Below are 19,079 nucleotides of genomic sequence, written 5' to 3' on the forward strand. Positions count from 1 at the left end.
ACTGACATCACACGACCTTGGCCTTTCAATCGACTTTGCCCTTCGAGGCGTCCGCGCTGCCGGCGGACGCTTCGTCCCTGTTGCGATTGCTGCCGGGTCATGACGGACATTGGGACGAGCTGCGTGACGAGTCGGGCGCGCTGCGCGAGCCGTGGCGGCAGTTCTTCGCACTGCTCGACGAAGACGGCGTGGCGCGGCTCGCGGACCATCACGCGTCGATCGCGCAGCAGATCCGCGACAACGACATCAGCTACAACGTCTACGCGGACAACGGCAAGTCACGGCCATGGGCGCTCGACCTCCTGCCGTTCCTGATCAGCGAGGCCGAGTGGGCGCATCTCGAGCGCGGCGTCGCGCAGCGCGCGCATCTGCTCAACGCGATCGTTGCCGACATCTACGGACCGCGGACGCTGCTCGAAGATGGCCGACTGCCGCCCGCGCTGGTGTTCGGCCATCCGGGCTATCTGCGTTCGGTGAAGGGCTTCACGCCGCCCGGCGGTCAGTATCTGCAGGTCGTCGCGCTCGATCTCGCGCGTACGCCGGGCGGCGAGTGGAGCGTGATCGCGCATCGCACCGAGGCGCCGTCCGGCCTCGGCTACGCGCTCGAAAACCGCCTGATCGTCTCGACGCTCCTCGCGGAGCCGTTCCGCTCGCTGCGCGTGAGCCGGCTCGCGCCGCTCTATTCGCAACTGATCGCGACGCTCGTGCAGGCCGCGCAAGCGACGATGCGCAACGAGGAAAGCGCCGACGCGTCACCGCATATCGCGCTGCTCACGCCTGGGCCGTACAGCGAAACCTATTTCGAGCATGTGTTTCTGGCGCGCTATCTCGGCGTCACGCTGGTCGAAGGCAAGGATCTGACCGTGCGCGGCGACCGGCTCTATCTGAAGACCCTGGCCGGCCTCGAACGCGTGCACGTCGTGCTGCGCCGTCTCGACGACGCATTCTGCGACCCGATCGAACTGCGCGCCGATTCGACGATCGGCGTGCCGGGGCTGTTGCAGGTGATGCGCGCGGGCAATGTGATCGTGTCGAACGTGCCGGGCTCGGGGTTCGCCGAGTCGCCGGCGTTGCACGGTTTCATGCCGGGTATCGCCGAAGCGTTGCTCGGCGAAGAGCTGCTGCTGCCCGGCGTGCCGACCTGGTGGTGCGGCGAACGGGCCGCGCGCGAGCATGCGTTCGCGCATCTCGACGACGCGTTCATCGTGCCGACCTGGCCGCTCACGGGGCGCGACGCGCCGCCCGGCATCGAAGGGGGCAGGCAGCCGCTCGCGACATGGCGCGAGCGCATCGACGCGTTGCCCGACGCGTTCACGATCCAGCAGGAGCAGCGCTTTTCCTGCACGCCGCGCTTCGAGGAGGGCACGATCGGCGGAAGGCCGTCGGTGCTGCGCGTCTATGCGATCGCCGACGTCAACGGCGGCTGGCACGTGATGCCGGGCGGTTTCACGCGCATGGCCGCGGAGCGTCAGACCACGGTATCGATGCAGCACGGCGGCAGCAGCGTCGATACCTGGGTGCTGTCGAGCCAGCCAAGCTCGACCTTCACACTGCTGCCTTCGCCGATGCAGCCCGCCGATCTCACGCGCAAGCATCGTACGGTATCGAGCCGTGCCGCGGAGAACCTGTTCTGGGCGGGCCGTTACGGCGAGCGGGCGGAAAACAACGTGCGTCTGCTGCGGCTGATTCTCGGCTCGCTCGAAGGCAACGACGCCGATTCGATGTTCGCGACGCTGGTCGAACTCGCGACATGGTGCGGCCTCGTGCAGCCTGGCGACCTGGCGTCGCCGCACGGGCTGCCGTCGCCGCAGACGTTCGAGCGCGCGCTCGTCGCGAATCTCAGCGAGAGCGCGGGCAGCGTCAGCATCAGCCAGAACCTCAATTGCCAGGCGCGCGCGAACGGCGAGGTGCGCGGGCGTTTGTCGAATGATCATTGGCGCATGATCCTCGCGGCGCGCAACGACTTTCAGGACGCGTTGCAGGTGTTGTCGCCAGCCGTGGGCGCGGGCAACGGCGGCGCGGGTGCCACGAGCAGCGGCAATGCGTTCGATCGCTACGACCGCATGACGCTCGCAAATGCGCTCGAGCATCTGTCGGTGCAGCTCTCGGCGATCAGCGGTGCGCAAGGCGACCGCATGACGCGTGATGAGGCGTGGCGGCTGCTGTTCGTCGGACGTCATATCGAGCGCGTCGCGACGATGGCCGCGTTCATGCGCGGCGTCGCCGTGAACGGCCAACTCGCGACGCCGGCCGGCTTCGATCTGCTGCTGCAAATGTTCGACAGCACGCTCACGTATCGCTCGCTGTATCCGGGACGTTTCGAAGTGCCGGCGCTGCTCGATCTGCTCGTGATCGAACCGCATAATCCGCGCGGCATTTATGGCGTGTACGAACGCCTGCGCAACAAACTCGACGAGATCGCCATCGCGGCGGGCAGCGTGCGGCATCGGCCGTTCGCGGAGCTGCTGCCGCCCGTCGAATCGCTGCCGACGCTCGAATCGCTGTGCGAGGTCGACGAACAGGGCTCGTATGGCAAGCTGATTGCGCTGTGCGATCAGATCGGCAGCTTCGCCAATGCGGCCGCGCATGAGATCAGCGCGCGCTATTTCAGTCACGCGACCACGGTTGCCTCGCAGGTGTGGGCATGAAGAACGCGTCGACGGTGCTGTCTGTTTCGCATCGCACTGTTTACCATTACTCGACGTATGTCGAAACCGCGCAGCATCTGGCGACGATCCGGCCGCTCGCGTGTCCGTGGCAGCGTGTGATCTCACGCAGCGAGCGGATCGAGCCGCAGCCGTCGTATCAGCATAGCCGCATCGACGCATTCGGCAACGACGTGCTGTACTTCGCGCTCGATACACCGCACGAGCGCCTGCAACTCGTCAGCGAAACCACGGTCGCGCTGACGCCGCGCTGGACCAACCTCGACGCCGAGGCCACCCCGCCCTGGGAGACGGTGGCCGAGGCGCTGCGGTTTCGCTTGGGCGGCGCGTTCCGTGCCGAGGCGGAGTACTGCTTCGCTTCGCCGAATATTGCGCTGCGGCCGTCGCTGCGCGCGTATGCGTTGCCGAGCTTCACGCCCGGCCGGTCGCTCGTCGCGGGCGCGATCGATCTGATGCATCGGATTCACGAGGACTTCGCGTACAAGCCGTCGGCGACGCTGTTCGACACGCCGGCCGAACGCGCGTTTGAGCTGAAGAGCGGCGTGTGTCAGGATTTCGCGCAAGTGATGATCGGCTGTCTGCGCTCGCTTGGCTTGCCCGCCCGCTACGTCAGCGGCTATCTGCGCAACGATCCGCCGCCGGGACACCCGCGCCTGATTGGCGCGGATGCTTCGCACGCTTGGGTATCGGTGCATTGTCCGGCCAGCGGCTGGATCGATCTCGATCCGACCAATGACGTGCTCGCCGATCTGGATCATGTGACGCTCGCGATCGGGCGCGATTATAGCGACGTGTCACTGCTTCGCGGGACGATTCTTGGCGGCGGCGCGCATCGGATGGAAGTCGGGGTGACGGTGCTGGAGTTGTGATTGCGGGCGCGGTTCGGGGCCGGTATTGGACCGAGGTCGGCCAACTATTCGCCCCGCAACTCATTGCCGAGCAGAACGCGAATAAAGCCGAATCGCGTTGACTGTCTGTGGCCCGGAACGCTGATCGACCAGCTACGACTATTGGCCCTCTCGCGCAATTCAGGCTCCGCTAGAAGTCCTGCTGTGACTGTCGAGGAAAGACACGAACGCCGCAACCTGCTGGAGTTCATGATCCAGATCGGCGAGAACTACCACGCGACCAATCGCACCGATCAGGAACTGTTCACCGTGCTTGCGCTCGACGCCAAGCGGCTTCCTAACCGCCAACTGACACCGGCGGACGCGGCAGCGCTTCTCGCTGACCCTGCGCAGGGCGCGAACGGGAAACTGGCGGCTATGGACGCTTCATGGGCAAAGCACTGACCGGCGTCGGTCACTTACGGTAAAAGCGGCTCAATGCCGCTTTTTTTGTTGGACGGTGATATTGGAAAACTGCACCTGAAAATGAGATGGCCAGAGCAATTGTGAATATCTGTCAAAACCGGATTATCTCGAATTAAAGTCATTGACGGTGACCCGTTTAAATGGTTTATTCGATAGATGTTTTTCTGGAAAACAGAAGAGGTCTAGTGGGAAAACTGAAACAGGATGGTGCCGTGGGCAAGGAAGAATGCCTGCTTTGCCGTATCACCTATTTAGTCTACTTAAACTTCACGCCAATATCGTCTGCAATGGGTCTGAATGTCGAATCCGGCGAATTTTTCCCGCGGGATAGGCTTCAGTTGTATTCGATCTGAACCATAACGCGGAGGGTAACTGATGGTGCTCTTACGCGTGCTCAATGGTCTGATGGTCTGAGAGCGCGAATTAACCTATGGGAGGGTCCAATGTATGAAAGGATGCGCTCCGCAGAGGCGATCATTGCAGAAATGAAGGCTCGCTTTGCGGATATGTTCGAGGGATCAGATAACCGGGAATGTCTTGATTGCCGTATTACATTCAAGATATACAAAGAGTGGCCTGATATGCCTCGTGCAATGACGACAAATCCTAAATCCGGGGAGCGGATTCCGATTAATGCGATCAGGGCTCCCCCATCCGGTTACGACATGAGGCAGGCGTTAGGGCAAGGCGAGGGGTGCCTCTGTCGCAATCGACCTGCAGGCCCGTTCGATGAACGGTTCACGATTAGGGATTACAACGGCAACCCTGTACCAGATGTGCGATACCGGATTCTCGCCGAAGGCAAAGAAATCTGTAGCGGCAAGACAAACGCAGCCGGGCAGACTTCTCGCGTTACAACGCAGGGTTTCAAGTTTCTTACGATTGAAGTGGAGCGTTAGCAAAGTGAACGACAACACCGAATGGGTAACACTCGATGACACTGCTTTTACAAACACGACTCCTGGTTCAAATAGGGACGTCACGATCAACACGATCTCTATCTGCCCGAACATGACCAACAAGGAGTTTCGCAGACAGGCTATGCGGGCACGCGATATCGGCGTCGAGTTAATCAAAAAACGCATTGAGGGCCTTGCACGTTGGGACACGAAAGAGCAGGACCGGCTGACGAACTTCTTTGCAAGTGCGGACGTACATGCAAAGAGGGTACTTAGCGAAGGGCTTCCGAGATTGCTTGCAGCGATGCAGCAACTTGAGCCAGAAAGGATTGTGCGATGGGACAGTGAAACAAACAGGCACCTGTCGTGTGCGGTCACGCCGGATTCGGGCGTCAATCACGCCGCAGTCTGCAAACCAGATTCGGAAAAACGGGTTATCGCTATTTACTCGAAGTTTTGTGAAAGTCCATTTGCCCAGTTGTGGGGAATATGCAAGGTCAAGACGATAATCCACGAATGTACGCACTTCACAGACACTTTTAATTCGCAAGACCACATGTATCTCGACAGCGAAGCGGGGGCGATGATCTTCGCGAGAAATAAGCCTCATCAGGCGATTGGCAACGCGGACAGCATCGCTGGCTACATAGCGACATTCGATGGAGTAAATATCGCACCATGAGTAGACAACCGATTTTGCGCGGTGGCCTTCTCGCGGCATTGCTTGCCGTGTGGTTTTGCTTGGGACGCCCGGTTATTGCTTGTACTATCGGAGAGGTAGCGGCTATTGAGTTGCCATTCAACACGGTTGAACTTTCAAAGGAAAATCGGCGCGCAATCGCAGAGGCGGTGGAAGAGGCAAAGAAGTGGCCTGACGTGCAGATTCAGGCGATTGTGATGGCCGGAGCATATATTGGCGAGCACGATCTTGACGTTTTGCAGGAGCGCCGCGGGGCAAACGTGCAAGCGTATTTGAGGAAGCTCGGTATCAGAAGTGAGAATATCTATATCGTGCCGAAAACTCTTACGGATGGGTTCGTGGTGAAGCGGGCTGACGGTGAACTCGCTGTCCGCCAGATCGAAGTTGAGTTGCATCCGATCTGTAAAGGTAGCTGCGCATGGATGTGCAACGATCCAAGAGTGACCCCACGCACCAAGGTTATCAACCCGTAAGCACACGAATAGGGCCCGGCCTCGGCGGGGCCTTTTCATTCCAGCGTGAAACAGAATCACAGATCGCGCGCCGAGGCATGCAGCGGCCGGGCACCACCACGACCGAGCATAGGCGATATCACCGATGAACTCGATGCCGGTCAGCACGAAGCCGTTAGGACCCATCCAGCTCAGTTCAACATCGTGCAGCGGCGGCAGCGGTTGCGCATCTGCCGAGCCGGATTGCTGGAAGCTCGCCACCTTGCTGGTGCGCTTGTATTGCGCGGGCTGTTCGTGATTGATGGTTACGTCGCCGATCACCGGCTCGGCAGCTTCGATATCGCGATAGCAGTTGTTGAACAGGACGTGTGTGCGCGCCGTGCGCCCCGCAATGTCCTCAATCGGTGGCGCGAGTTCGCGAAGCTCGTCGTCGCTATCGTCATGGTTGAACCGTTCCGCCGCCGACTCGGCGCCGCTCCATGTCGACGCGTCGCGGCCATGCAGCCGTACGATCGCGAGTTCGGGCGACGTCGCTTCCCAAACTGAGTGCGCGCGCTTCGTCATGCCTTCCGGCGCATCCAGAATCACGTGAACGATCCCGCGTTCACGCTCCATCGCAAGCGTTGACTCGCGGTGCTTCTCGCTGAACCAGCTCTCGTGCCGAAATTCGAACGCGGTCACAAACGGGTGCATGCGCTCGGCGCAGTGCTCGACGTGCCTCATCGCTTTCGGTACTGCGGTTATCCAGTGCGGAAACTGGAATAGCACCGCGCCGAGTTTGCCCCCCACGTGCAGTGGCTGCAGGGCCGCAAAGAAGCGCGCCCACAGTTCCTCGATAACTGGCGGCGGTACATCCTTGTAATAGAGATTCTTCTTGCCGGTGTTCGGCAATTCGGCCTGCAGATCCTTCAGGAAAAACATGGGCTCGGTCTGGTGGCCGGTGGAGAGCCGGAATTCGCAATCGATTCCCCTTCCCGAACACGCACGACTATGCATCCGTCGGCGTATCGGTCGCAGTACGTGTAACAGTCCCGCAGGGTTCGCACACAGAAATCGCACGTCCCATCACGATGATTCAGGGTCGCGCGACGCCGCATCGAAATCTCTCGTCGACACCCTTTGGGATAGGGGCTCTACGTGATCAAAGGCTCGCCCTTGCTGCTCAAGTGCAGACGTGCGACGATCACGCGGATTGTTTCGCCAACTGCCTGAGGGCCGGGCCCGCATGGTCGAAAAACCGGCGAATCCCTGAACAGAGATAGTTCAAGCCAGGTTCACCGTCCGGGCTCCGCACAAAGCGATTCTTCGGACACTCGCCCCAGCACAGATTCAGATACTTGCACTGTCGACAAAACGCAGGGAGAGCATTTCGTTTTGCATAGCCGAAGTTCTGCTGGTCCGCTGAAAAAGCCATCTCACCCAGGTGTCTCTCGCGGATGTTCCCCAGCGAGTAGGCAGGGTAGACGTAGTGGTCGCATGAGTAGACTTCACCGTCGTGCTCGATCGCCAGTGCCTTACCGCAAAACTGGGCGGTCACGCAGGTTTGCGCGGGCTTGCCCAAGGTCTGTACGACGGCCGTCTCGAACAGGTTCACCAGAACACGGCCCGCATCCTTTCTATACCACTCGTCGAAGGTTCGCGAAAGGAAGTAGCCCCAATCGTCGGGATCGACTGACCACTCGGTCACGACAGAGTCTGGTTGCCCCGGCTTTGCCGCTGCGCTTCCCAGCATCGGCATCGACTCTGCTGGCCAATGCTGTGGTGCGACGCTATGGAAATTGTTCGGTTCGACACAGGGAATAAACTGGATGTAGGTCGAATCGATTTCGTTACGTAAAAACCGGTAGACATCCACGGGCCGCTTCGCATTAAGGCGGTTGACGACGGTGAGCGTATTGAATCTTAGACCATGCTTTTTTAGCAGACCGATCCCATGCATCACATTATCGAAAGTCGGCTGTCCTTTCCGGTCCAACCGGAAAGCATCGTGCAATTCACGCGGCCCGTCGATACTCACGCCGACCAGGAAGTTATTCTCCTTGAGGAACTCGCACCATTCGTCGTTGAGCAAGGTCGCGTTGGTCTGAAGGTCATTCGAGATCCGGCGGTTCGCGGGGGTATGCCGCTTCTGAATCTCCACGATGTCATGAAAGAACGCAATGCCGAGCATGGTCGGCTCACCGCCCTGCCATGAAAATATGATCTCGTCGCCGTTCTGCGCTTCGATGTACTGCCGGATATAGCGCTCCAGCATGGACGGTTCCATTCGACGACCACGATGCTGGTTAAGCAGGTGCTCCTTGTGCAGGTAGTAGCAATACGTGCAATCGATATTGCAGGTCGAGCCAATGGGCTTGGCCATCGCATGAAAGCGTCCTTTCTGCTCGGGTACGGCCGGCTCCGCTTCAGACGATCGCGCCGGGTAGAAGATCACTGGCTGTTCAGCGTTCGCGTCATGGCTGTTCTGCATGGGTTGGCTCCAGAGATCAACTTCGGGCAGTGTGTGCGCATCGTGGCCGCAGGCAGTCAGCGGTAAATACAACGCGAATCGGTAAGGTCGGTCATTGCGACGATCGCTGTCCTCGAAGCGGGGCGTACACCGTCTTCCAATCCCGCTTCATACTGACAACAACCCAGCCGCGCGCAACGGCCTGGTCCCACGCCTTGTCGAGCCGTGCCATTGAAGATTGGCGGTCGTAGGCGAACTCGCGCTCGGGGTCGTCATGATGCACCAGCAGTGCAAGCGTTTCGCCGGGCCCGCTCGCTGTGTATTCGAGCATTTCCCGATCGCCATCGGAATTGCCGACTGCGAGGATCGGACGCTTGCCAATCGCGCGAAAAATGCCGACAGGTTTGCCCGGTCCGTCGTCGACAAAATCAAAGCCTGGTTGACGTATCAGCACGGGTTTGCCGTCATGGACTTCATACTTCAGCTTCTCTTCGGTGCCTACCACCTGTTCAGGCGGCACGCCGTACGCTTCGGTCACCCACACGCGCATGAACTCCGCCGTACCGCCCGAAACGATCCAGATATTAAAGCCGTTCGTCCGCAGTAAATCGAGCAGTTCGAGTTGCGGCCCATAGACGAGTTCGGTATAGGAACGGTTCAGCGTCGGGTGTTTCGCACTGGCCAGCCATGTACGGATGGACTGGTCGTATTCGTCAGTCGTCATGCCGCTATTGGCCACACCGATAATCTTCAGGAGTGCATTCCGGTTCTGCGCGAGCGCAGCCGTGTCGTGCACGACAAGTGCCTTGAATGCAGGATTGTTTTGCCACTCGGGGTGTCGTGACGCGGCGGCCTTCACCTGCTCGATCATGAACGACAACTGGAAAGGCATAGGCTGCTCGCTCCAGAGCGTGCCGTCGTTATCAAAGACCGCGATTCGTGCTTCTGGCGCCACGTAGGTTGCCGAACCTTTGCGCGTCACGTCGGCGATGAACTTCAAAATGGCATCCCGAGCAGCGCCGTCCTGCCACGAAGGCAATGCTTTCGTCGATAGCTCTCTTGAAAGCGCCTGCTGCTGTGCGTGCGCCATCGCAGAATCCGCTGACGGCGCTTCGTGGCTGACACACGCGCTCATCGCCGCGCATGCGCATAAGATCAATCCCGCCAGATGACGCGACGCATGCCGTGACCACGTGCGATGTTCGATGATACGCATTGTTATCCTCAGCCAGCTGAAAGTATCACCTCGCGCATTGCCACCCCTGGACAAGCGGAGCGCGCTCCGATCGTCCGGCACATTCAGCTGATCAGTTTCCAGTTGGCAGCGGGATGTTGAAGCCATTCTCTTTCAGTTCGTCCCGAATGTATTTGAACCGTTCGTACTGTGTGAGAGTGATCGGCCCGGAATACCCTTCGCTTTGCAGCTTGCGCGGCGGATACTTGACGTAGGTCTGCATCAGACCTTTGACCGCGGCATTGAAGGTAGGAAGTGTCCAGGTGTGCTCCGTATAGTTGTTCATGAAGATGTCGTAACGCTCCTGAGGGTCCTGATACAGATCGAATACTTGCGGAACGGTGGCGACGTAGCTCTCCGGTCCCTTCCAGCCGAGATTGGTGTCCACCGCCAGACCGCCCGTATCCTTGCCTCCATCTCCGCGCAGGTTGAACACCGCCTTGAACTGTCCGACCCGCACGGCACCCGGCGTCAGTTCGTTTTCGGTGAAGTAGAACCACGCATTACGCTTGCTCTTGCCTGTGCCAAACAGCACGGGCGACATGTCGTAGCTGTCAAACACGATCGGTTTGCCTTCACGATCATTTTTGGGCAAATCTACGCCCGCCAATGCTGCAAAGGTCGCCATGCAGTCGAGACCACCCAGGATGTCGAAGTTTCTCGTGTGCGGTTTGATCTTTCCGGGCCACCACGCGATGGCAGGAACACGTGCCCCACCTTCGCGGTCGGTCCCCTTGGTGCCGCGGAAGGGGGTGTAGCCCGCATCTGGATAAACGTCCTGCCAGGCGCCGTTGTCCGTCGTGAAGAATACGAGCGTATTTTTGTCTAGTCCTTTCTCGCGAAGCTTGTCCATGATGTGACCGACACGCGCGTCCAGTTCAACCAGCGAGTCGGCGTATTTGGACTTCGACAAAGACTTGCCGATGTAGTCGGGATCGGGCATGTTCGGCTGGTGGACCTTCATGAAGTTCACGTTGATGAAGAAAGGCTGTCCACGTTGGACGGCATCGTCGATATCGTCGAGTGCGGCTTTCTCGATGTATCGATCGACAAACGGAATTCCGACAACTCGTTTGTCTGGCTCATTTTGATACTGGCCGTTCAGCTTGAAGTCTTCGTGAGGCTTTTCACCCGCCTTGCCGGAGAGCATGCCCGTAGTCACCTTGATGAACAGGTCGCGGGTCTGCTGATCCATCTCAGGAAACCATTTGGGGTCGGAATATGTGTACGCATTCAGGTGATACAGGCCTACGTACTTCATGTCGTCGTAGCCCTGTGCATTCGGAAGGGCGTAGTCCGCTTCGCCGAGGTGCCATTTACCCGTGAAATACGTGCTGTAGTGCGCGAGTTTCAGCACGGAAGCCAGCGTCCATTCCGCATGAGGCAGGCCGCCGCCTTGCCCCTGAAACGCTACGGTCGTCATGCCACTACGATTCGGGTTGCGGCCAGTCTGAAGGGCCGCCCGGCCTGGCGTGCAGCTCGGCTGGCCATAGAAGTCGAAAAATGTCATGCCCTCATCAGCCAGTCTATCGAGGTTGGAAGTCGGGATACCGCGCCCCTCACCGCCGCCGTAGGCACCAAGATCACCCCACCCCACGTCGTCGCCTACAATCAGCACGATGTTAGGCCGCGTGGGCTGCTGCGAATCCGTTTGTGCCTGGCCGCTTATCGCAACGCTCAACAACGCGGCGGCCACCAAAGCGAAAGGCGCGCGTTTGACCGGCCTAGCTGGCGCCACGAAGCATGTTTCAGGTTTCATCATGTATCCCGGGTATCAATTGACAGGTATCGACATTCCCTCTGCGCGATAGCATGTTCGACACTGCGCATTTTTTGCCCGGAAGGCAGTGCGGTGCTATAGGTACTTGGGGCAAGCCGATTGCCCCTTCGGGCAATACGAGATTCGTGCCTTTTCTTTCACATAGATGGCCACTACATTGATCTGTGCAGTTGCCGGGCGATACGTCATCGGCGTCCCCGGCCGGGACGGTAACTGAAATTCACCTGTTATGACGACGCTCGTCCGCCGCTGGCGGGCTTCCCATCGATAGCCGCCTGTGGAAGAGAGGATCGGATCGTGAGCACGCTGCCCGGCAAAATCAAGCGCGAAATCATGAAGGCGATGCCGCCGACTCTGTTTTTTCTTTTTTATTCTCCATGTTGTGTCGCTGATTCGCAGCCTGATGGTAAAAGGCACCGGCTTGTCGATTCCCACGACGACGTCCGTGCTGGTCGCCTCGCTAATACTAGGGAAATCGGTTCCCGTCGCCGATATGCTACCGTTTATCAACCGTATCCCCGATAAGCCGCTAATCTGGAATGTGTCGTGGAAGACCTTGATGTATGCGATCGTCGCGCTCATCGTCCACTATCTGGAACGACTATATGAGTACTGGAAGGAAGCCCCCAACCTGATCGTCGCAAATCGTGCGCTGATCGCCGATATAAGCTGGGCGCGTTTCTGGGCAATCCAGATTCTGCTTGTGACACTGATTCTTATGTACTGCGCGATCGGCGAACTGGCGCGAGTGATCGGCCACCAGAGGCTCAAGACCATTTTCTTTGGCCCCCTCCCTGCACCCCCTGAATAGCTGGTCGCTAGTGAGTGATGCCTAATAAAGTACCTACCGCAATCTCGCATCGTGGCTGTGACGCGCCGGGCGAGTGGATTCACCGGGAGCAATGCATGCAGCAACTCATCAGACATCCCCTCATTCTGCTGGTCGCTTCCTTCGCACTGATGGCGCTGGCCGCCCAGTTCGGAAACTCGGTCCTACGTAGGAGAATTACGTTCGACGAAGACTCGCTCGACGACTTCAGGATTGTGCAGTCCGCCACGCTGACGCTGCTAGCGCTGGTCGTCGGTTTCAGTCTGTCCATGGCGGTAGGCCGCTACGACCAGCGAAAGAATTACGAAGAGGAAGAAGCCAACGCCATCGGGACGGAATTTATCCGCGCGGATCTTTTGCCGCAGAGTGCAGCCGCAGCAATCCGCGCGGACCTCGCCCAGTATCTCGACTTGCGAATCGAGTACTACCAGACTCGCGACGCGCAGCGCGTCGCGCAGATCGACGCTGCCACTGCGGATCTGCAACGCCGGTTGTGGTCTTCGGCCAGAAGCGGCGCTGTGACGCAGCCCAGCCCGGTGGTTGCCCTCGCGGTGGCGGGCATGAACGACGTGATCAACACGCAAGGTTACACACAGGCGGCATGGCTCAACCGGATTCCCTTGGCCGCCTGGATCATGATGCTGCTGATTGGCGTGTTCGCCAATGTGCTGGTGGGTTACGGAGTGAAGAATTCGACCGGCAAAAACCGCTTCTTGCTGATCATGCCGCTGACCGTGTCGCTCTCGTTCATGCTGATTGCGGACATCGATAGCCCTCGCAACGGCATCATCCGTGTGATCCCGCAAAACCTGATTAGCAGCGCGCAATCTTTGCACAAGCCGTGATGACGTCGGCCACTTCGTCGGACTATATAGCCTATCGCGCGAATGCTGCACTGCGATGTCAACAGCGTATGTGGATTTATGCGGTCTGCGGATAGATGATCTGCTTTGCATATCAAAGAAACAGTAGTCCTTAGCGGACAATCAACTGATTAAAGCTGTTCGGATGGTAAAAGGCTCTGGCATAGTTAGCATGACGCACAAGTCCTGTCAGAGCCATGAAAGAGGAAAGCGCCCCGACGATCGTTGCGGCAGCCCGCGCGCGGCGAGCCTTCGCGCAGGCTCGCATTATGCGTTGGGTGTTTCTGGTCATGCTCGGTTTCTGCACGTGCGCTAATGCGGAACACACCTGGCGGGTGGTCATTCTGCCAGGCGCGGACCCCACCCAGCCGGCGGCCCAGGAGCAGATTCGCGCGATACGCCATTCGATTGCCGCTGCCGCTCCGGGCGGTGTGGAGTTTTACACAGACTCACTTGACGATTTACGATTCGACAACGCCGAATTGATGCCGAGCTTTCTGGCGCTTCTGAAGAGGAAATACGAACATAAACAGGTCGACGTAGTGATCGGGTTAGCAGACTTTGCACTCGACTTTACGAAGCGCTACCACGACGAGATCTGGCCGGGCGTACCGGTCGTGATCTCCAGTGTCGCGGAAAGCCGGAAAAAAGACATTCCTGCGGCCTTCGCCTACGTGCCGACGGATTTCGATGTCGATGGGACTCTCGCGCTAGCGGAGACTCTTCAACCGGGCGCACGGCGTCTCGTCATAGTGTCCGGCTCGGCGAAACTGGACCTCCGGTTCGCGCAGCGCGCTGCCGATACGGCGCGTGCGCGCATGTCACGCCAGTGGACCGTCGATGTGTGGAGCGGCCTGGCCGTCCCCGAACTGCAGCAGCGCCTTGCCGCGCTCGACCGTAACGCGGCCGTCCTCTATACGACGATGTATCGCGATCGCACCGGTCGGACCTTTTTTCCCTACGAGGTCGTCGAGCCGATGGCAAAGGTCTCTGGCGCCCCGATATATGGCTGGTATCCCACCTATATCGGTCACGGGATGATGGCGGGTTCGGTAGTCAGCTTCGATGCCAACGGCCGTAATACCGGTGCGCTCGCCGCATCGATTCTGCTCGGCAAGGCGCCCCGCCAAGGTGCCGTCTCATCGGCCAGCATGTCTCACTGCATTGCGGACCTCGGGATGATCGAGAGATTCGGGCTACACGCGACCGGACTGCCCGATGGTTGTGAGTTGATCAACGTGCGCCCTTCGCTCTGGCGGGAGTACCGGGTAATCGTGCTCGGCGCGGCTGCAGTTGTTTTGCTGCAGGCGCTGACCATTGCGGCTTTGCTCTGGCAGCGCAAGCGCCGCCGCATCGCCGAGGATGAAGCAACGCTGCGATCCGACGAACTGGCTCGCGCGGCACGGCTCGCTTCAGCGGGTGAACTGAGCGCATCTGTCGCACATGAAATCGGCCAGCCGCTTGGCGCGATTCTCAGCAATGCGGACGCGGCCGGCATGATGCTCGAAGACGAGCCCGAGGAGGACGAACTTCACTCTATCCTTGCGGACATACGTCGGGACGCGCTTCGCGCAAACCAGGTGGTGCAGCGACTTCGGGCGCTCCTGCAAAAGCATACACTCGACCTGGTCCCACTCGACCTCAATTCGGCGTTCGACGAAGGGCTGGCCTTGCTTGGTCTCGAAGCGCGACGCAGACGCATCGCCGTCGAGTCGAATCTAGCGGCGCAAGACGCCTGCGTGCTAGGCGACCGCGTGCAACTTCAGCAGGTACTGGTCAATCTCGTCATTAATGCAATGGACGCGATGGAGGAGACGCCCGTCGCGGAGCGCATTGTCTCCATCTCGACCCGGGTGGCGGGAACAGGCTACGAGCTGATCGTCGCCGACCGTGGGCACGGCATTCCGGCAGATGCCACAGAACGGCTCTTTGACTCGCTGTTCACGACCAAACCGCAGGGCATGGGACTTGGACTTTCGATTGTGCGCACTATCGTCTCAACGCACGGTGGACGGGTCTGGGGCGCGCCTCGAGACGGCGGCGGTAGTGTTTTCACCGTGTGGCTGCCGTCCGTCGCGGGACACACGCTCTCGCCGGTTCGGGCAGAGTTCGATACATCCACTGAAAAGGCCGCCTTGAAGGCTCGGCCGATGCCGCAAGGGGGACAACCGTGATTGATCACGCCGCAACGGTCATCCATGTCGTTGACGATGATCCCGCCATGCGCACCGCTTTGACGCGACTGCTGACTCAGGCAGGATATACAGTAAAGGGCTATCCGAGCGCCGGGGAATTTCTCGTCGCAGACTTTGACCCGTCGCGAGGCTGCCTGCTGCTGGACCTGGAGCTGCCCGGCCCGGGCGGCCTCGACTTGCAGCACGCGCTGCAACGGCTGGGCAGGCAGATGCCCATCGTCTTCATCAGCGCGCACCGTGATATTCCCAGAACGGTGATGGCGATCAAGGCAGGTGCATGCGACTTCCTCGTCAAGCCAATCGAGGCGCAGACTCTCTTCGCCGCGATAGACAATGCGCTCGCGGCCGCAGTCGTTGTTCCTTCTCCGGCCGAGCCAGGCAAACTGGCCGACGCACACCATCTGAACGCGCGCGAGCTTGTGGTACTGCGCGGCATTGTCGCTGGTCGCCTTAACAAGCAGATCGCCGCGGAACTGGCTGTGAGCGAACGAACCATCAAATCGTGCCGGGCCGACCTCATGCGCAAGCTGCACGCCAATTCGTTCGCCGATCTGGTGATACTGGCTGAGCCAATTGTTCGCGCACACGCCTCGACCTGAACCCGGCTTGCCCCAAAGGGCAACCGGATTGCCCCATGCCCTGATAGCGCCGGACCTTGGCTCACACGAAACTTGAGGCACGAGACCTTGGCGGGCAATGAACCATACCAGACAGTTGATCGTGATCGTCGAAGACGACGCCGGCATGGGTCGGGCATTGCAGCGCCTGTTGCGCGTTTCGGGCTTCGACATCCTGTTGTTCGGCTGCGCCGAAGCATACTCCCACGCGAACTGCATGCGCGTACCATACTGCCTTGTGCTGGACGTTCAACTGCCCGGTATTTCAGGGCCCCGATTCTACGAGCAGCTCGGTTATCGTCGTCCTCCAGCCGTGTTCATCACCTCGCACGACAATCCGGAAACGCGCAGCGCCGTCGCGTGCGCTGGCGGCCAGGAATTGCTGATCAAGCCGTTTGTAGCCAAAGATCTTCTCGACGCGATTTCGCGGGTGGCACCAGGCGGCGGTCCGGCTCCGTGACATCGCACTCCGGATATGCCGGCTGACCAGCTTTGAGAAATTTGCGCGACGTGACGTTCGATGTGGTATCGCGTCGGGCCGTAGCAAACTTGCAAGCGGACATTCAGGGCTGCCGGGCGATCGTCTCAAATTGGCCGGCCGGCGACATCCGCGTCAGTCTAGCGAATTCGCGCCGGCAATCCGGCCATCACGTTCCTTCGCCGTGGCTCTGCGGTCCAGATAAGCCCTGCGATTGCTGCTCCCACCGGGTGATTACATCAAGGCGGCGAAAACCATAACGCTGTTCGAGTGCGTGCTTCTGTTTTCTTCCGACCACCTGCGCGAGCCCTAGTCGCGCACTCAGGCGGTTCGGTCCATTGTGTAGCTCGTCCGGGTACATCTATTCGGCCACCAGCCCTGGGACGATCGTCGGCGGCGGGCGCACATCGGACGACACTGGGCGTAACGGTGTTGACTTTGCGATGGGGTTCAGTTCGTTGCCGGTATTCAAGTCAGTTCAGCCATAATGTAGAAAACGTCGCCGGAGTTCACCCGCTCATGAAGTCTCGTTGCTTGGCAGCAGTTCTCGTCGTTCTCGCTACCGGCTGCACATCGACTCCGGCGAACAATCAGCCGGCGGTCGATACGAACGCCTACATCCTGCATGTTCCAGACGCCGCACCGTCCGCTGACTCCACGTCAAGACCACCGAGACTCACTGTCGGCACCAGCTATTCCGACACGCAACTTATTCTGCCCTGGTTCCTCAATGACCTGATCGACTTCGTCAACTATCGCTAGTCTGGTGCGCGGGGGCACTCGGGTGCGTTCCTTCCTCTGCGAATCTACGGTTGAGCGTGCGTACAGATGTGTGCAATGCCTGCGCAAGATCCTGTATGGTTACCGGCTGCGCAATATTCTGTTCAAGATAGTCGCGCGTTTTAGCCACGATGGAACCGTGATGAAATGCGCTGAATGTCCAGTCTTCCAGCTCGTGAAAGACGGACTGCGAAGGGATATCGCTGTCCATCGGCTGACAAACTCGAACACGAGCGTGGCAGTGCCGGCGTTCGATCTTGGCTTTTCCGACGCCACCGGTTTCTGCCGCGCATTTAAACATTGGACCGGCAGTAGTCCTTTTGACTATCGCAAGAGCACCCGTCAGGGTGAGTGATGAGAAAGAGTCATGTCTGACTATGTTTTAAACGATTTTGAATGCCCGTGTCGAACGGCTGGAACTGGGGCCGAACTACGCCAATCATCGGGCGCGTGTGCCGGACGACGGTGCATCAGTTGGCCAACGAGGGTAAGGCTTACGAGTACGACGAGACGGTGGCCCATTTGGCACTGTCATCGGACTACCCCGAGTCGATCCCGACGTTGCCCATTGACTGGCAGTTGCCGTGTGATGCTTTCAAGCAAGGCGCCGGCCCGCAGTAAGGCTATGTGCAATGATTCCATCAACCTACGACTCCCGCCCGCGTCCTCACGTGGGCCGGCGGGCGTTTCTTCCTGTGCTTTTCGGTGTGGTTCGGAACGCGGAATTTTCCTCGGTAGGCCCGCGATCCTGTGGTTAGCGTGGCTAGAAACAGCGGGCGGGCGTGACGGCAGTGCTGGCGTGACAGCGCGTATGCCTCAAATCGGCCAGGTGAACTATCATGATAGAAGCTGTATTCATCAGCGCAGGAGCACATCATGACCTCCAATCCATCCGCTGAGCCGACCGGCACCTCTCTCGACCCCGCGAAAACTTCCGCCGGCAAGACTCGCCAGCCCGATCCGAAGGGCCTGAAAAATCCGGCCCCAGACGACCTTCCTAACGCCGACGCGGCAGAGCCCGAGCCTCACGAGCACCTCCCGTCCAGAAGCGACGACAACTGATTCAACACCGCGTGTGCCGACGTCGTCCGCATGACAATCCACGCGGCGGGTTCGCGAGTGGTTCGCGCATGCTTTCGCGCCGACGCCGTGAAGTCGGGGAGCGCTCGCGGTTCACGCAAATGGCTCGATGCATTTCGTCCAACAAAGTCACGGCCCAGTTTGAACCGCACAGGAGCAAATCATGCAGAACGTGCTGGTAGGTTATGACGGGTCGGCGTCCGCGCAATATGCCGTTGCTTTCGCGGTCGATCTCGCGAAGCGTTTCGACGCGCGCTTGCATGTGCTCGTCGTCGCGCGCACGCCGGACTGGGGTGCGATAGAAGTTGAGCGAAAAAATCTGATCGATCTGGAAGTGCGCCATGCCACCGCGATCCTCGACGACATCAAGGCGAAGCTCGCCGCTTCGATCGGGGCCGTGGAGTTCGATCTCGTGGTCGGCCCGCCGGCAAAGGAGATCGTGCTGTACGCGGAGCGGCATGCTATCGACCATCTCGTGGTGGGGCATCGCGGACATACGCCGTTCGATCGCTGGCTGATCGGTTCGGTCGCCCGCCAGGTGCTCGCCTACGCGCCGTGCGCGGTCACCATCGTGCGCGATCCGGCGACGATGAAAAAATCGCGGCATGAGAGCGAAGCACCATCGGCATAAAATCCGCACCTGGCCAATCACGCACACGGCTTGCGCGATTGCGACCACGTAGCGCCGATGGCGTCTTCCGGCCAGCGCTCATCGAGCGCTCACCCGATCTCTCTCCGGTCATT

At 59.6% G+C, this 19,079-nt stretch carries 19 protein-coding genes and 1 pseudogene; 15 read left to right on the forward strand and 5 right to left on the reverse strand.

The window, feature by feature from the left end; translation table 11 throughout:
* The first annotated feature begins 17 nt into the window (after positions 1–17).
* The 5 genes from HDG34_RS26240 to HDG34_RS26260 all read left to right on the forward strand — a co-directional run bounded on the left by HDG34_RS26240 (position 18) and on the right by HDG34_RS26260 (position 5,560).
* Positions 18–2,648 carry a circularly permuted type 2 ATP-grasp protein gene (locus tag HDG34_RS26240; protein ID WP_184063458.1) on the forward strand — a complete coding sequence of 877 codons (2,631 nt, stop codon included), beginning with the start codon at positions 18–20 and terminating at the stop codon, positions 2,646–2,648.
* Complete coding sequence (locus HDG34_RS26245) at positions 2,645–3,535, forward strand: transglutaminase family protein (RefSeq protein ID WP_184063461.1); 891 nt, start codon at positions 2,645–2,647, stop codon at positions 3,533–3,535. The genes HDG34_RS26240 and HDG34_RS26245 overlap by 4 nt, the downstream gene beginning before the upstream one ends.
* Positions 3,536–3,718: 183 nt before the next feature.
* Complete coding sequence (locus tag HDG34_RS26250; protein WP_184063464.1) at positions 3,719–3,958, forward strand: hypothetical protein; 240 nt, start codon at positions 3,719–3,721, stop codon at positions 3,956–3,958.
* Between the two features lie 464 nt (positions 3,959–4,422).
* On the forward strand, positions 4,423–4,878 hold the full coding sequence (locus tag HDG34_RS26255; RefSeq protein ID WP_184063467.1) for a hypothetical protein: 456 nt from the start codon (positions 4,423–4,425) through the stop codon (positions 4,876–4,878).
* 4 nt (positions 4,879–4,882) lie between these two features.
* Complete coding sequence (locus tag HDG34_RS26260; protein WP_184063470.1) at positions 4,883–5,560, forward strand: M35 family metallo-endopeptidase; 678 nt, start codon at positions 4,883–4,885, stop codon at positions 5,558–5,560.
* Positions 5,561–6,366: 806 nt separating this feature from the next.
* Here the strand turns inward: HDG34_RS26260 and HDG34_RS26270 are convergent.
* The 5 genes and pseudogenes from HDG34_RS26270 to HDG34_RS39895 all read right to left on the reverse strand — a co-directional run.
* Positions 6,367–6,984: pseudogene (locus HDG34_RS26270) on the reverse strand (DUF72 domain-containing protein); the annotation flags it as partial.
* Positions 6,985–7,213: 229 nt separating this feature from the next.
* Entirely contained in the window at positions 7,214–8,500 is a 1,287-nt protein-coding gene (locus HDG34_RS26275) for an anaerobic sulfatase maturase (RefSeq protein ID WP_221309262.1), read from the reverse strand.
* Positions 8,501–8,591: 91 nt separating this feature from the next.
* Positions 8,592–9,695, reverse strand: a complete 1,104-nt coding sequence (locus tag HDG34_RS26280) for an HAD family phosphatase (protein ID WP_184063473.1) — start codon at positions 9,693–9,695, stop codon at positions 8,592–8,594.
* A gap of 91 nt (positions 9,696–9,786) precedes the next feature.
* Positions 9,787–11,472 carry an arylsulfatase gene (locus tag HDG34_RS26285; protein WP_184063572.1) on the reverse strand — a complete coding sequence of 562 codons (1,686 nt, stop codon included), beginning with the start codon at positions 11,470–11,472 and terminating at the stop codon, positions 9,787–9,789.
* Between the two features lie 96 nt (positions 11,473–11,568).
* Complete coding sequence (locus HDG34_RS39895) at positions 11,569–11,928, reverse strand: hypothetical protein (RefSeq protein WP_311734744.1); 360 nt, start codon at positions 11,926–11,928, stop codon at positions 11,569–11,571.
* Here HDG34_RS39895 and HDG34_RS26290 point away from each other — a divergent pair.
* From HDG34_RS26290 to HDG34_RS26335, 10 genes are all read left to right on the forward strand, one after another.
* Positions 11,915–12,304, forward strand: coding sequence for a hypothetical protein (locus HDG34_RS26290; protein WP_311734745.1), 390 nt, complete (start codon positions 11,915–11,917; stop codon positions 12,302–12,304). The genes HDG34_RS39895 and HDG34_RS26290 overlap by 14 nt on opposite strands.
* 95 nt (positions 12,305–12,399) lie before the next feature.
* Positions 12,400–13,167, forward strand: coding sequence for a hypothetical protein (locus HDG34_RS26295; protein WP_184063476.1), 768 nt, complete (start codon positions 12,400–12,402; stop codon positions 13,165–13,167).
* Positions 13,168–13,382: 215 nt separating this feature from the next.
* Positions 13,383–15,359 (forward strand): ATP-binding protein, encoded by a 1,977-nt coding sequence (locus HDG34_RS26300; RefSeq protein ID WP_184063479.1) that lies wholly within the window; start codon positions 13,383–13,385, stop codon positions 15,357–15,359.
* Entirely contained in the window at positions 15,356–15,979 is a 624-nt protein-coding gene (locus HDG34_RS39900) for a response regulator transcription factor (protein WP_184063482.1), read from the forward strand. Before HDG34_RS26300 ends, HDG34_RS39900 begins: the two co-directional genes overlap by 4 nt.
* Before the next feature lie 121 nt (positions 15,980–16,100).
* A complete protein-coding gene (locus HDG34_RS26310) occupies positions 16,101–16,457 on the forward strand; it encodes a response regulator (RefSeq protein WP_311734753.1) in 357 nt (118 codons plus the stop codon).
* Between the two features lie 552 nt (positions 16,458–17,009).
* Positions 17,010–17,237 carry a hypothetical protein gene (locus HDG34_RS26315; RefSeq protein ID WP_260321343.1) on the forward strand — a complete coding sequence of 76 codons (228 nt, stop codon included), beginning with the start codon at positions 17,010–17,012 and terminating at the stop codon, positions 17,235–17,237.
* 22 nt (positions 17,238–17,259) lie between these two features.
* Entirely contained in the window at positions 17,260–17,610 is a 351-nt protein-coding gene (locus tag HDG34_RS39905) for an AraC family transcriptional regulator (RefSeq protein ID WP_311734746.1), read from the forward strand.
* Positions 17,611–17,651: 41 nt separating this feature from the next.
* Positions 17,652–17,876: a hypothetical protein gene (locus HDG34_RS26325; protein WP_184063490.1), complete on the forward strand. Its 225-nt coding sequence runs from the start codon at positions 17,652–17,654 to the stop codon at positions 17,874–17,876.
* 255 nt (positions 17,877–18,131) lie between these two features.
* Entirely contained in the window at positions 18,132–18,317 is a 186-nt protein-coding gene (locus HDG34_RS26330; RefSeq protein ID WP_090807171.1) for a hypothetical protein, read from the forward strand.
* Between the two features lie 181 nt (positions 18,318–18,498).
* The gene (locus tag HDG34_RS26335) at positions 18,499–18,966 is read left to right on the forward strand and encodes a universal stress protein (protein ID WP_184063493.1); all 468 of its coding nucleotides are present in this window, start codon (positions 18,499–18,501) and stop codon (positions 18,964–18,966) included.
* The last annotated feature ends 113 nt before the right edge of the window (positions 18,967–19,079 follow it).

This window comes from Paraburkholderia sp. HC6.4b (assembly GCF_014200875.1).
GTDB classification, from domain to species: domain Bacteria; phylum Pseudomonadota; class Gammaproteobacteria; order Burkholderiales; family Burkholderiaceae; genus Paraburkholderia; species Paraburkholderia tuberum.